General features: G+C 70.1%; 9 protein-coding genes and 1 pseudogene. All 10 read left to right on the plus strand.

The window, feature by feature from the left end; translation table 11 throughout:
* The first annotated feature begins 38 nt into the window (after positions 1-38).
* The 10 genes and pseudogenes from M8H82_RS03465 (at position 39) to M8H82_RS03505 (ending at position 13,440) form a co-directional block, all read left to right on the plus strand.
* The gene (locus tag M8H82_RS03465; protein WP_250070860.1) at positions 39-581 is read left to right on the plus strand and encodes a hypothetical protein; all 543 of its coding nucleotides are present in this window, start codon (positions 39-41) and stop codon (positions 579-581) included.
* Positions 582-683: 102 nt separating this feature from the next.
* A complete protein-coding gene (locus M8H82_RS03470) occupies positions 684-5,300 on the plus strand; it encodes a DUF6531 domain-containing protein (RefSeq protein ID WP_250070861.1) in 4,617 nt (1,538 codons plus the stop codon).
* A gap of 2 nt (positions 5,301-5,302) precedes the next feature.
* On the plus strand, positions 5,303-5,746 hold the full coding sequence (locus M8H82_RS03475; protein ID WP_250070862.1) for an SUKH-3 domain-containing protein: 444 nt from the start codon (positions 5,303-5,305) through the stop codon (positions 5,744-5,746).
* A 47-nt stretch (positions 5,747-5,793) separates the two neighbouring features.
* Entirely contained in the window at positions 5,794-6,438 is a 645-nt protein-coding gene (locus M8H82_RS03480; protein WP_250070863.1) for a hypothetical protein, read from the plus strand.
* A gap of 26 nt (positions 6,439-6,464) precedes the next feature.
* Positions 6,465-6,929 carry a hypothetical protein gene (locus M8H82_RS03485; protein ID WP_250070864.1) on the plus strand — a complete coding sequence of 155 codons (465 nt, stop codon included), beginning with the start codon at positions 6,465-6,467 and terminating at the stop codon, positions 6,927-6,929.
* A 58-nt stretch (positions 6,930-6,987) separates the two neighbouring features.
* Positions 6,988-7,248 (plus strand): annotated as a pseudogene (locus tag M8H82_RS36725) (SUKH-3 domain-containing protein); the annotation flags it as partial.
* 588 nt (positions 7,249-7,836) lie between these two features.
* Positions 7,837-10,797 carry a BTAD domain-containing putative transcriptional regulator gene (locus tag M8H82_RS03490; protein ID WP_250070865.1) on the plus strand — a complete coding sequence of 987 codons (2,961 nt, stop codon included), beginning with the start codon at positions 7,837-7,839 and terminating at the stop codon, positions 10,795-10,797.
* Entirely contained in the window at positions 10,794-11,519 is a 726-nt protein-coding gene (locus M8H82_RS03495) for an A24 family peptidase (RefSeq protein ID WP_250070866.1), read from the plus strand. Before M8H82_RS03490 ends, M8H82_RS03495 begins: the two co-directional genes overlap by 4 nt.
* 73 nt (positions 11,520-11,592) lie before the next feature.
* Complete coding sequence (gene mqnC, locus M8H82_RS03500; RefSeq protein ID WP_250070867.1) at positions 11,593-12,792, plus strand: cyclic dehypoxanthinyl futalosine synthase; 1,200 nt, start codon at positions 11,593-11,595, stop codon at positions 12,790-12,792.
* On the plus strand, positions 12,793-13,440 hold the full coding sequence (locus tag M8H82_RS03505) for a hypothetical protein (protein WP_250070868.1): 648 nt from the start codon (positions 12,793-12,795) through the stop codon (positions 13,438-13,440).
* Positions 13,441-13,506: the final 66 nt, after the last annotated feature.

A 13,506-nucleotide genomic window follows, 5' to 3' on the forward strand; every position in this document is an offset into this window, starting at 1 on the left:
CCCTTTGGTTTGGCTTGTGCCTGAGAGCGGAGGATCACATGGAGGAAGCGGACGCGGATGCCGTGCTCTCACACCTCAAGGACCTGTGTCCCCCGCCGCCGGTTCCGGTGGTCCCGCTGGTGAGTCGGCCTGTGCCAGGCGAGCCGCCCGGCCTGGCCGTCCCCGCCGGTCACCGCGCGTTGACCGAGATCTACGGGGTGGGCTGTTTTGATGCATTCCTGTGGGTCTTCGCGCAGGGCGCGACCAACGTGCATCTCGACATCGCCGAGCAGACCGGGCAGTTGCGCTCCCTCCTCCAGGACAAGCCGCTCCCCGTCCTGGACGCATACCGGGCCGAATCGGGGGATCTCGTCCAGTGGGGTGTCACGGACAACGCCGATCTGCTCGCATGGATCCCCGTGGGTGACCCCGAGCGCTGGCCGACCTTGATCATCCAGGCCGGCCGGCTCAGCGCGGTCGTGAGTGACCGCAGTTCGGTCGACATCGTCCTCGGACTCCTCACCAGGGCTCTGCGCGTCCCCTTCTTCCCCGACGACTTTCCCGGCGAGCGGCCCTCCTTCTCTTCGGACCCGTATCTCTGAGTCCACGGACCCACCGGGCACCCTTCGCATCGAACGTCTGATCCTTGTATGTTCACGTGTGCATACGGTTGTTGGTGATGCGTACGTGACGGGGGTTGCGGTATGGCGGGGCATCGGCCCACGGATTGGCATGTCCTGGACCTGGACGGTGATCCGGTGCCGGGGGATCCGCAGCAGGTGCGGCAGCTGGCGAAGAAGCTGCATGACTTCGCGGACGATGTCTCGGATGCGTTGCGTCTGGTGAAGGGGATGGCCGGGGAGGGCACTCTCGCCGAGTGGGCGGGGAAGTCGGCGGATGTCTTCAAGGAGGACTTCGCCGATGTGCCGAAGAATCTGAAGAAGCTGAAGTCGTCGTACGAGTTGTGCGGTGATGCGCTGGCGGATTACTGGCCGAAGCTGGAGCGGGCGCAGGCGTTGGCGGACCGGGCGCTGGCCAGGGGGCGCGAGGCGCGCTCGGATCTCGCGTCGGCGAAGTCCCGTCTGTCCACGGCTGATTCGTGGGTGACGCGGGCGGGGAAGGAAGCCGACAAGTACAAGGACGACCCGACCGGCAGCAAGGCGGCTGAGAAGCCGGATGAGGCGAAGGTCCGGGCTGCGACGCGGGATGTGCAGCAGGCGGAGTCCGCGCAGGCGAGTGCGCGTGGGGATGTCGCGGATGCGCAGGGTGCGTTGGACGCGGCGAAGAAGATGGCCGAGGACGCGCGCACAATGCGCGAGGAGGCTGCGCGGACGGCGAAGACGAAGATCGACGAGGCGTCGGACGCGGGGATCCAGAACCGGTCGTGGTGGGAGGACATCGGGGACTGGTTCGTCGACAACTGGGACACGATCGTCGCGGTGTGCAAGGTCGTCGTCGCGGTCGTGGGCGTGATCGCGATGATCATCGGTGGGCCGATCCTCGCCGCGATCGTGATCGTCGCCGGCCTCATCGTCCTCGCCGACTCCCTCTACAAATACTCCAAAGGTCAAGCCGGCCTACTCGACGTCGCTTTCGCCGCCTTGGACTGCGTACCCGGTATGAAGGGCCTCACCAGCCTCGGCAAGCTCGCCATGGGTATGAAGGCGCTCGGCAAGGGCGGTCTCAAGGGCATGGCCAAGGGGCTGGGGAAGGGCCTGCGCAGAGAAGCCGACGACGCCGCCGCGCACAGCAAGCCGACGAAGGGCCGCTGCAAGAACGGCGACCCCATCGACATGATCTCCGGCGACATGCTGATGGAGGAGAGGGACGTCGACCTGCCGGGCCTCCTCCCGCTGGTCCTGCGCCGTACGCACCTGTCCAGCTACCCCTATGGCCGCTTCTTCGGCCCCTCCTGGGCCTCCACCCTGGACGAGCGCCTGGAACTGGACGACGAGGGAGCCGTCTTCGCCACCGAGGACGGCATGCTCCTCTTCTACCCGGTGCCGACGCCGGGCACCTCCGTCCTGCCCCTGGAAGGCCCGCGCCTGCGACTCGACTGGGACGGCGCTCCCGGCGCCCCGGTCCGGATCACCGACCCGCTCAGCGGCATCACACGCCACTTCGCCCCGCGCCGGAAGCCGGCGGCACCCGACGAGGCCTTCACCCTCCCCCTCGCCGCGATCACCGACCGCAACGGCTCCCGAATCGACTTCGACCGTGACGACGACGGCACGCCGGTAGCCGTAAGGGATTCGGCCGGACGCCACCTCTACGTCGACACCGCCGACGGCCGCGTCACCGCACTGCGCCTCCACAACCCCGAGGACGGCCCCGACGGCACGCTCCTCAGGCGCTTCGGCTACGACGCCGAGGGCAACCTCAGCGACATCCACAACTCCAGCGGCCTGCCCCGGAAGCTGACGTACGACGCCCGCAGCCGCGTCACCTCCTGGACCGACCGCAACGGCTACTCCTACCGCTTCACCTATGACGCCCTGGACCGCTGCACTGCGGGCGAGGGCGACGACGGCAGCCTCTCCTGCACGGTCGAGTACGACAGCGAGAACCGCGAGACGCGCTACACGGACGCGCTCGGGAACACGACGACGTACCGCTACAACGAGTTGCTCCAGCTGGTCGCCGAGACCGACCCCCTTGGCCATACGACGTACTCCGAGTGGGACCGCTACGACCGTCTGACTGCCCGGACGGACGCCCTGGGACGGACGACTCGCTATGAGTATGACGAGCACGGCGCGCCGACCGCAGTCATCCGGCCCGACGGCAGTCGGGAGGCGGCGGAGAACAATGACTACGGCCAGCCTGTGTCGGTGACTCAGGCCGATGGGCACGTCTGGCTCATGGAGTACGACCCACGGGGGAACCTCACGTCGGAGACGGACCCCACGGGGGCCCGCGTCACATACTCCTACAACGAATTCGGTGCGCTCACCGCGGTCACGGACGCCTCCGGGCGCAGGGCTCAGCTGAAGCCGGACGGTGCAGGCCTGCCCATGGCCTGCACCGACGCGGAGGGCTCGACGACACGTTACGAGCGCGACGCGTTCGGAAGGATCACCGCGCAGATCGAGCCGGACGGGGCGGTCACCCGACTCGGCTGGACGACGGACGGTCGGCCGAGCTGGCGTACTCTGCCGAACGGAGCCACGGAACGCCGGGTGTACGACGGCGAAGGAAACCTTGTCGAGCACACGGACGCCCGGGGACAGGTGACGCGCTTCGAATACGGCGGGTTCGACCTGCCCGTGGTCCGCACCGACCCCGACGGCTCGCGGCTGGTGTTCACCTACGACAGCCAGCTGCGCGTCACTTCGGTCACCAACCAACAGGGTGCGACGTGGAGTTACCTCTACGACGCGGCGGGGCGACTTGTCCGCGAACAGGACTTCGGTGGACGTGTACAGAGCTATCGGTTCGACGCGGCGGGCCGCCTCGTCGGGCGGACCAGCGGCGCGGGCGTGTCCACGGAGTATGTCCGTGATGACCTCGGCAATGTCATAGAGCAGCGCACGCCGGAAGGCCTGACAACCTACGCCTATGACGCCCTCGGCCACGTGCGTCGTGTGGTCGGGGACCGGATCGAGCTCAACTACGAGCGGGACGCCCGTGGCCGGATCCTTGCTGAAACCTGCAACGGGGCAACCGTACGCTCCGCCTACGACCGGCTCGGCAGGCGCATTCGTCGCGTGACCCCGTCGAACGCCGAGAGTACGTGGGAGTACGACGGGCGCGACCGACCTGTGTTGCTGCGGACGGCGGGACGTACTGTCAGCTTCGCCTATGACGGGTCTGGACGAGAGATCGAGCGGCGCACGGGCACTGTCGCGCTCAACCAGACCTGGGACGCGGCCGGCAGGCTTGACTCGCAGATCCTGACCGCCAAAGGTATGGGCGCCGATTCGGGGGTGGCACCGACCGCACGGCGTCTCCAGCACCGTGCGTACCGTTACGGGCAGGACGGAACGGTCGCCGCGATCAGCGATCTGCTCAATGGTGACCGTGTCGTCGACAACGACGACACCGGGCGAGTCACCGGGGTACGGGCTGGGACCTGGTCGGAGCGCTATGCGTACGACGCGGCCGGCAATATCACGGAAGGTGAGTGGCAGAGCGTTACGCCCGCTCACCCCCTGTCGGTACTCACGGCCCGATCTGTCGGCGGCGCGGTCGGCCACATAAGTTACGAGTATGACGCTCAGGGGCGAGTGGTGGTCAGGCGGAAGAAGCGCCTGTCCCGCAAGCCCGACGTATGGCGCTACGCCTGGGACAGCCAGGACCGACTCGTCGGAGTGATCACGCCTGACGGCACCCGGTGGGCCTATCAATACGATCCGTTCGGACGCCGTATCGCCAAGCGTCGGCTGGCACCGGACGGGATGACTGTGGTCGAGGAGGTGATCTATGTCTGGGACGGCTTCGTACCGGCTGAACAGGTCACCCGTGCGGACGACGCGGCGCCCAAGTGCACGGTTTGGGATTGGGAGCAAGACCGTTTCAGCCCCGTCACTCAGGTCGAGAGGGTGCCCGCTCGGGACCGCCCCCAGGAGTGGGTGGACGACAAGTTCTACTCCATCGTCACCGACTTGGTCGGAACTCCAACCGAGATGGTCGCCGAGCATGGCGAAATCGCTTGGAGAGCGCGGACGACGGTGTGGGGCGCACCGCTCGATGCTTCGGGGCAGGGCGATGCGTACTGTCCGCTGCGATTCCCGGGCCAGTACCACGACCCCGAGACGTCACTCAATTACAACTATCAGCGCTACTACGACCCGGAGACGGGTCAGTACGCCTCTCTGGACCCCCTCGGACTCACACCGGGTCCGAACCCTCGCGTATACGTCCGAAATCCGTTCACTGCTGTGGACCCCTTCGGGCTTTCACCTTGCGAACAGGAGGCGCGCGATGCCGCGAAACGGCGCGCAGACCAGGAACAGTCAAGGCCGGGGGCGAGCAAGCAGACCAGGCCGACGGTTGCCAGCGGTCTTTCCGTGCCGGGACAGCATGGGCCGTTCACCGGTGCGAGCATCAAGGGTGGCGGCAACCACAATCTGCACCCCGACGTCCAGGCCGCGTACGACCGGGTTCCGCTCGAAGTCCGCCCGGCGGGCAACCAGCACGGGAGATGCGCCGAGGCTGAAGCGCTGTCGAACGCTATGAACGCCGGGGTCGATCCACGGGGCGGTATCAGTGCTGCTGTGGACGTCCGTGCGGCCGGCAACCCGAAGCACGGTGCGCCGAAGCCGCCGTGCTCCTCATGCCAACATGTGCTTGACCAATTCGGAATTACGGCGGTGACTTGAGGATGACCGAAGTGCGCGGGCAGCGATGGTCCGAGGAGACCGATCGCGTATTGCGGGGGGCCGGGTGGTATCCCGGCCGCTCGGTGTCCACGGTGGAGTGGGAGAACACCCTCAGTGAGCACGGCGGCTTCGAGATCCACGAGGCGGCCCGGCGCTTTCTCGCCGAGTTCGGCGGGTTGGAGAGCAAGGAGCGAGGTCCCGGGAAGACGATGGCCCGTATGGGATTCACGCTTGACCCGACCCTGGCCGAGTGGGACGACGAGATCTTTGACGTGCTGAGCGAGGAGGCGGGAACCGACTTGTACCCGATTGGGGAGGCCGACCGCCGCAACTTGTACTTGGGCATTGCGCCCAACGGCGCGGTCTACGTCGGCATGGACAGCGTCACGCTGCTTGCAGAAACAGCCGATGAGGCCCTGGAAAAGTTGGTCGAGGGCATCCGGTAAGCATTGGCCCGTCTGACGTCGGATGGGACTGGGGGAGGCTTCACGACATGCCTGAGCAGGTCACTCCCATTTCGGAAGCGCTGCTCGCCCGCGCGGTGTTCGGGCCGCTCGGTGGGGTGGTGGAAGTCGGTGCGGTGAACGCCACCGGCACCTGGCGGCTCACCGAGGTCTCCATGGGCGACTATCTGGCGCGTCGCCGGTCCGATGTCGAGCGCCTGCTGGAGGGCATCCGGTCCGTCTGCCGGTTCAGTGACGACGCGATGGCGATCGTCGACGAGTTGGGCCGACTCCGCGACCACGACGTGCCCGCGGCCTACCTGCTGCTCTGGTCAGGGGGCATCACGGGCGTGCCCCAGCCGCTGGAGCGACTTGAGGAGCCGCCGGTGGTGCGGCGCATGTGCCGTATGGCGGCGGATCTTCAACTCACCCTCTTTCTCCAGGCTCTGATCAACGCCGCCATCGCGGCCGGAACGGAAGCCGGACGAGGAGCGCCCCATGTCGCCGAAGTTCTTGCCACGGCCTCTGATTTGGCCGATGCCACGGGCCGCAGTGCCCCGGCGGACATCTTCAGGATGTGGCGAGTCGCTCATCTCCCGGCCATCCTCAGTCCTGAGTCGGACGCACCGGAGAGCGGAAAGGTCGCCTTCCGGGCTTACGACCAGCTGCTGGAGGAACTGCTCGCGGCAGCCTGACCAGTACGACAAAGGGGGCCACCGTGATGCGCGGATGGGACTGGAAGAGCGGCAAGGGTCTGCTGGGTATCGATGACGCCGCCGAGTGGGACGGCGCGTTCGAGCGCGGCGAAGGAAATCTCGGTACGGCGGCCATCGGGCTAGCCTTCAACTGCCCCCTCACCGAGGCATCGCCCCGCATCCTCAAGGCGATGCGGTTGCCGGACCGTGCTCAACGGGGATACGCGTTCACGGCGGCGGGAACCGCGGCTCGGCTCAACGGCGAGTTGACGCCGGAGTTGTATGCCGCTCTGCGTGCAGAGGGGCATCGCGGCCTGGCCGAGAATGCCATCGATGACACGTTGACGTTCGTGCCGTTCCGGCAGTTGCCCCCATGGTTCAAGTGGCGAAAGGCCGCATCAAAGGTGGAGGACAAGCTGGCGACCTGGCGGTTGAACGTTATGTATGCGGCCCAGGATGCCGGGAAGACCCTACGGCGGCGTCGCTCGTGAAAGTGCAGGGATCATCATGGGGGGCGCCCTCGAGGAATGCCGCGAGCGAGCACCTGATATGAGCGAAGGGCACGGGCGGCGATGGTCCGCGGAGACCGACCGAGTGCTCCGCAGAGCCGACTGGTACCCGGGCCGTTCGGTGTGCACGGTTGAGTGGGAGAGCACTCTCCGCGAGCACGGCGGCTTCGAGATGCACGAGGCGGCCCGGCGCTTTCTCGCCGAGTTCGGCGGGCTGGAGAGCGGCGAACGAGGCCCTGGGAAGACGATGGCCCGTATGGGGTTCGCTCTCGACCCGACCGTGGCCGCATGGGACGACGAGATCTTCGACGTACTCAGCGAGGAGGCCGGGGTCGACCTCTACCCGATCGGGGCGGGTGCGCCGCAACAACTATTTGGGGGTCGCTTCGAACGGCGCGGTCTACGTCGGCATGGACAGCGTCACGCTCCTCGCGGAGACGGCGGACGAGGCCCTGGAGAAGCTTGTCGAGGGCATCCGATAGAGGGACTGGCGGCGGCGCGGGTCTCGACGCTTGTGCCGTTCCGGATTGTGCGGTCGCTCATGTACGAGGCCAATGGGTGGGCGACCTGATGACCGAGCAGGGGATCTACGACACGTTCGCCGAAGGCGATTCGTATCCGTCCTGTGCCAGGGAGCTGACCGCGCCAACTCGGCGGTGGATCTGGATACGTCGCAGCCGCTCTGAACCCCGAGGTGTGGCACCAGAGCGCAAAGCCCCCACCCGCAGCGGGGATTGTGTGGGGAATGTGAGGAGTCGCCCCCTCCCGCCCGCCCGTGACCACCTGGCCTTCGACGACCCCGGGGCGAGTCCATAAGATCTCTGTAGGCTCAGCACACCCATCACACCTCACCCCGCCGCATACGACCACACACCCCAGGACACCCCCCATGCCGCGACGCTCAAGCTCGACGGGAAGCCCCACGGGAAGCCCCGCCACCCCGCGGAACCGGACCCCGCAGCCCGTGCGGGTGCACCGGCGTTCGGTCGGGGACTTCGTCAAGGCGTTCCTCGCGTTCGTCGCGCTGCTCGTGCTGGTCGTCGGAGTTCCGGGCGCGCTGGCGACGCAGTTGGGGTGGCCGGTGCCCGAATCCTGGGACCCGCAGGAGTGGCTGACCCAAGAGCTCAGTGTCGGCACCTTCCTCGGCATCCTCACCTTCTTCGTCTGGGTCGCCTGGGCCCAGTTCACCGCCTGTGTGATCGTCGAGATGAAGGCCGCGCTGTCGGGCGTCGGGGTCCCCGGACGCGTACCCGGCGCCGGGCCGAGCCAGTTGCTCGCCCGGCAGCTAGTCGCCGCGCTCCTCCTCGTCGGCGCCACCGCCGCCAGCCTCACGCCGGGGCTCTCCCAGCTCGGCCAGAGCCTGGACGCCAACCAGCGCGGTACCGTCGCCGCCGCCCAGCAGACGCCCGGCGGCGGCCTCTTCGCCCAGCAGCAGGAGCAGGCCGCGGCCTCCGCCGCCGCCCTCGCCGAGCAGGCGTCCCACGCCGAGGCGGCAGCGCCCGGTACCGCCAAGGACGGCGACACCAAGTACTACCGGATCCAGCCGCCCGAGGGCCGCCACCACGACTCCCTGTGGGAGATCGCCGAACGGCACCTCGGCGACGGCCGCCGGTACAAGGAGATCTACCAGCTCAACAAGGACCGGGTGCAGCCCGACGGCAGCAAGCTGTCCGAGGCCAGCCTCATCCGGCCCGGCTGGATCATGGAGATGCCGGGCGACGCCCGCGGCGGCGAACTCGTGGAGATGCCCGACGAGGCCCCCGACGTCTCCCCGGAGGTCGAGCAGCAGATCCGCGACTACGCCAGGACCGGCGGCGACCAGGCACAGGGAAGCGGCGGAGGGGCCGCTCAGGTCTCCCTCCCGGAGCAGCGCCCCGCCCCCGACCGGAACGCCGGGCACCAGCAGCCGGCCCCCCAGGCAACCCCGTCCCAGGCCACCCCGGCCCAGGAGTCCGACTCGTCCTTCGGCCTCCCCGAAGCCCTCCTCGCCGCCCCCCTCCTCGCCGCCGGCCTGCTCGGCGCGCTCGGCCGGCGGCGCCGCCAGGCCATGTGGCAGTCGGCGCTCGGTTCCGTCGGCGGGCGGCGCGGCATGGAGCCGCCCACGCCCACCGGCGCCGCCGCCGACGCCCAGGACGCCCTCCTGGTCGGCGCCGACCCCGAAGGCGTACGCCTGCTGGACCGCTCCCTGCGAGGACTCGCCGCGTCCCTCGCGGCGGAGTCCCGCGCCCTGCCCACCGTCTACGCGGCCTGGCTCAGCAACGGCGATCTGCACCTCCAGCTCGCCCAGCCCGCCGGAAAGCCGCCCGCGCCCTGGCAGCTCGGCCAGGACCAGACCTTCTGGCTGCTGGCCCGCAGCGACGCCGAACGGTACGAGGACGCGGACACCGCCGCGCCCTACCCCGGCCTCGTCAGCCTCGGCACCATGGACGACTCCCGGCTGCTGCTGAACCTGGAGTCCGTGCCCGGGATCGTGTCGCTGAGCGGACGGGAGGCCGACCGGGCCGCCGTGTTCGCCTCCGTCGCCGCCGAACTCGCCACCAACGGCTGGTCCGACCGCATGACCATCACCCTCGTCGGGTTCGGGCAGGACCTCACCCCGCTCGCCCCCAACCGCCTGCGCCACCTCGACGGCATCGACGACCTCATCGAGACCATGGAGGCCGAGACCCGCCAGCGGCGCGGCGCGCTCGGGGCCACCGGACACGACTCCGTGCTCACCGGCCGTACCGGGCCCGCCCAGCACACCCGTTGGGCCCCGCACCTCGTCCTGCTCGCCGCGCAGCCCTCCGCCGAGGACGCCGTCAAGCTCGCCGAACTCGCCTCCGACGCCGGCCGGCTCGGCATCGGCTACCTCGTCGGCACCGAGACCGGCGATCTGCCGGGCGCCGCCTGGGAGATGGAGATCACCGGCGAGGGCAAGCTGCTCGCCCCGCTGCTCGGCCTGGAACTGGAGGCGCAGCTCCTGCCGACCGCCCAGCAGCAGGCCGTCGTCGAGCTGTTCGTCCAGGCCGACCCCGACCACGGCCCCGAGGGCGGCCCCGCCAACACCCCGCCGTTCCTCGTCGACATCAGCGAGCAGGGGCGGCCCGCGGTCTACGCCCGGCTCGTCGGCCCGTACGAGATCATCGGCCTCGACACCCCGGACGGCGAGCGCAGCGCGCTGCTGCACGAGGCGCTCGCGCTGCTGCTGCTGCACCGCGAGGGCGTGCACCCGCGCGTGCTGTCCTCCGCGCTGTGGCCGCGCGGGGTCACCGAGGACGTGCGCGACGCGCTGCTGGACCGGCTGAACGCCTGGCTCGGCACCGACCCCGACGGCAGCCCCCGGCTGCGCACCGACGCCACCGGGCGGCTCACGCTCGCCAAGTCCGTCGTGTCCGACCTCGATGTGCTGCGCTCGCTCTACCACGAGGCCACCCAGGGCCGGGGCGTCAACAGCCGGCAGGTCCGGGGGCGGCTGCTCACCGACGCGCTCGTGCTGGTGCGCGGGCCGCTGCTTGCCGACCGGCCCGAGGGCCGCTACCGCTGGCTCACCCACGAGATCATCGACGCCCAGCTCCCGCTGCTGGTGGCGGACATCGGGCTCGCGCTGTCGGCGTTCCACCTGGAGAAGGACCGCGCGGAGAAGGCCATCGAGGCGCTCACCGCGGCCCTGAACTCCGCGCCCGCCGACGAGCGCCTGTGGCACGAGCTGCTGCGCGCCACCCACGCCACCGGCGACACCGCCCGCCTCCGGGCCCTGGCCGCCGACCTCATCACCCGCAGCGGGGCGCGCGGGCTGCCGCCGCGCACGGAGGCGCTGCTCGACGAGCTGCTGCCGGCCTGGCGCTCCGGCGCCGTAGCGGCCGGATGACCGACCTCGTCCCGGTGATCGCCGCCGCACTGTGGGGTGCGGCGGCGGGCGCGTTCCTGCCACGGGCCGTGTACCGCTTCTCGGCCCCCGCCGGCGAGCCCTGGCGGGACGGCTGCCCGGACGGGCATCCGGTACGCGGCTGGCTCGGGCGCGCGCACTGCCCGACCTGCGCACGGTCCTACGGCCCCGGCGCCGCCCCGCTCTCCCTGGCCGCCGCGCTGGTCTGCGCGGCCCTCGCCGCCGCCACCGGCACCCGGCCCGAACTGGGCGCATGGCTGCTGCTCGCCCCCCTCGGCGTGCTGCTCGCGGTCGTCGACTTCCGGGTGCAGCGGCTGCCGGACCCGCTGACCCTGCCGTTCGCGGCGGCCGCCCTCGCCCTGCTCGGCGTGGTCGCCTTCGTACCCGAGCACACGGGGGAGTGGCTCACCAGCCTCTACGGCGCCCTCGCCCTCGGCGGCGGCTATCTCGTCCTCTTCCTCATCAACCCCTCCGGCATGGGCTTCGGTGACGTCAAGCTCGCCCTCGGCATGGGCGCGGTCCTCGGCTGGTACGGCTGGTCCACGCTCATGCTCGGCACCTTCGCCGGCTTCCTGCTCGGGGCGCTGTACGGGGGCGCCCTCGTCGTCGTCCGGCGGGCGGGGCGCAAGACGGCGATCCCGTTCGGCCCGTTCCTGATCGCGGGTGCCTTCCTGGGATTGCTCATGGGGGCCTACGCGGCCTGACGTCCGGCGCCGAATGCGGCTGGCGTACGCTGGATCAGTCCGTCCACAACCCTTGACGAAAGGGACGCCGCCGGTGACCGAGAAGGCCGACCTTCAGTCCGTCCTCGACCGTGCCGCCGCGGGCGGGCGGATCACGCCCGAGGAGGCGCTCGACCTCTACCGCGACGCCCCGCTGCACGCGCTCGGCGCCGCCGCCGACGCCGTGCGCCGCCGCCGGTACGCGGGCACCGAGCACATCGCGACGTACATCATCGAGCGCAACATCAACTACACGAACGTCTGCGTGACGGCGTGCAAGTTCTGCGCCTTCTACGCCGCCCCCAAGGACACGGCCAAGGGCTGGACCCGCGACCTCGACGACATCCTGCGCCGGTGCGCGGAGACCGTCGAACTCGGCGGCACCCAGATCATGTTCCAGGGCGGCCACCACCCGGACTACGGCGTCGAGTACTACGAGCACCACTTCGCCGCCATCAAGAAGGAATTCCCCCAGCTGGTCATCCACTCGCTGGGCGCCTCCGAGGTCGAGCACATGGCCCGCATCTCCCAGGTGTCCGTGGAGGAGGCGATCCGGCGCATCCACGCCGCCGGCCTCGACTCCTTCGCCGGTGCCGGTGCCGAGCTGCTGCCCGCCCGCCCCCGCAAGGCCATCGCGCCGCTGAAGGAGTCCGGCGAGCGCTGGCTGGAGATCATGGAGATCGCCCACGGGCTGGGCGTGGAGTCCACCTCCACCATGCTGATGGGCACCGGCGAGACCAACGCCGAGCGCATCGAGCACCTGCGGATGATCCGCGACGTACAGGACCGCACGGGCGGCTTCCGCGCGTTCATCCCGTACACCTACCAGCCCGAGAACAACCACCTGAAGGGCCGTACGCAGGCCACGCTCTTCGAGTACCTGCGGATGATCGCCGTCGCCCGGCTCTTCATGGACAACATCGCCCACATCCAGGGCTCCTGGCTCACCACCGGCAAGGAGGTCGGCCAACTCTCCCTGCACTACGGCGCGGACGACCTCGGCTCGATCATGCTGGAGGAGAACGTCGTCTCCAGCGCGGGTGCCAAGCACCGCTCCAACCGGCTGGAGATCATCGACCTGATCCGCAAGGCGGGGCGTGTTCCCGCCCAGCGGACGACGACGTACGAGCACATCGTCGTGCACGACGATCCGGCGAACGACCCCGTCGACGAGCGGGTCATGTCGCACATCTCGTCGACGGCGATCGAGGGCGGCACCGCGCATCCCGAACTGAAGCTGCTCGCCTCCAACTAGATGCTCACGATCCACGCGGCGCCGCTGGTGGTGCCGCTCGGCGCCGAACCGGTGCCCGACGGGGCGGTCGCGGTCGACGGCGAACGCGTCGCGGCCATCGGGCCCTACGCCGAGCTGGCCGCGTCCTTCGACGGCGCGCGCACCCGCCGCTGGCCGGGAGTGCTGACGCCGGGGCTGCGGCAGTGGCACGGGCGGTGGCTGCTGACCCGCTGCTACCACCCCGACCCCCGGGAGGCCGACGAGCTCGGCACCGCGCCGATCACGGGCGTCGCCCTCGGTGAACTCGCCCCGGACGCCGCCCGGATGGCGGGCAGCGTCCGCCGCGGGCTGCAACGGATGCTGGCCCACGGGACCACCCATGTGGGCGGGCCCTTCCCGGACGCCGTACGGCAGTCCGTGGTGCGGGCGGGCCTGCGCGAGGTGCCCGAGCCGTGGCGCTCGGCGCCGCCGGCCTGGGACGGACCGGACCTGGACCCCTTCGTCGAGGGGTACGACCTGCCCGGCACCGCCCACGGTCCGCTCACCGTCGGCGGCCGGGCCGACCTCGCCGTCTTCGACGTGGCCGACGAGGCCGCGCTCCTCGCCGAGGGAGCGGGAACCTGCGTGGCCACGGTGCTCGGCGGCCGGCTGGTGCACCGGCGGCGCTGACCGGCGCCCCGCGTCGGCCCCCTGGCACGGGTGGCCGCGGCTTCCGCCGGGACGGGGTGCTGCAAG

The organism is Streptomyces sp. YS415, from assembly GCF_023544665.1.
In the GTDB taxonomy this organism is placed as follows: Bacteria; Actinomycetota; Actinomycetes; order Streptomycetales; family Streptomycetaceae; genus Streptomyces.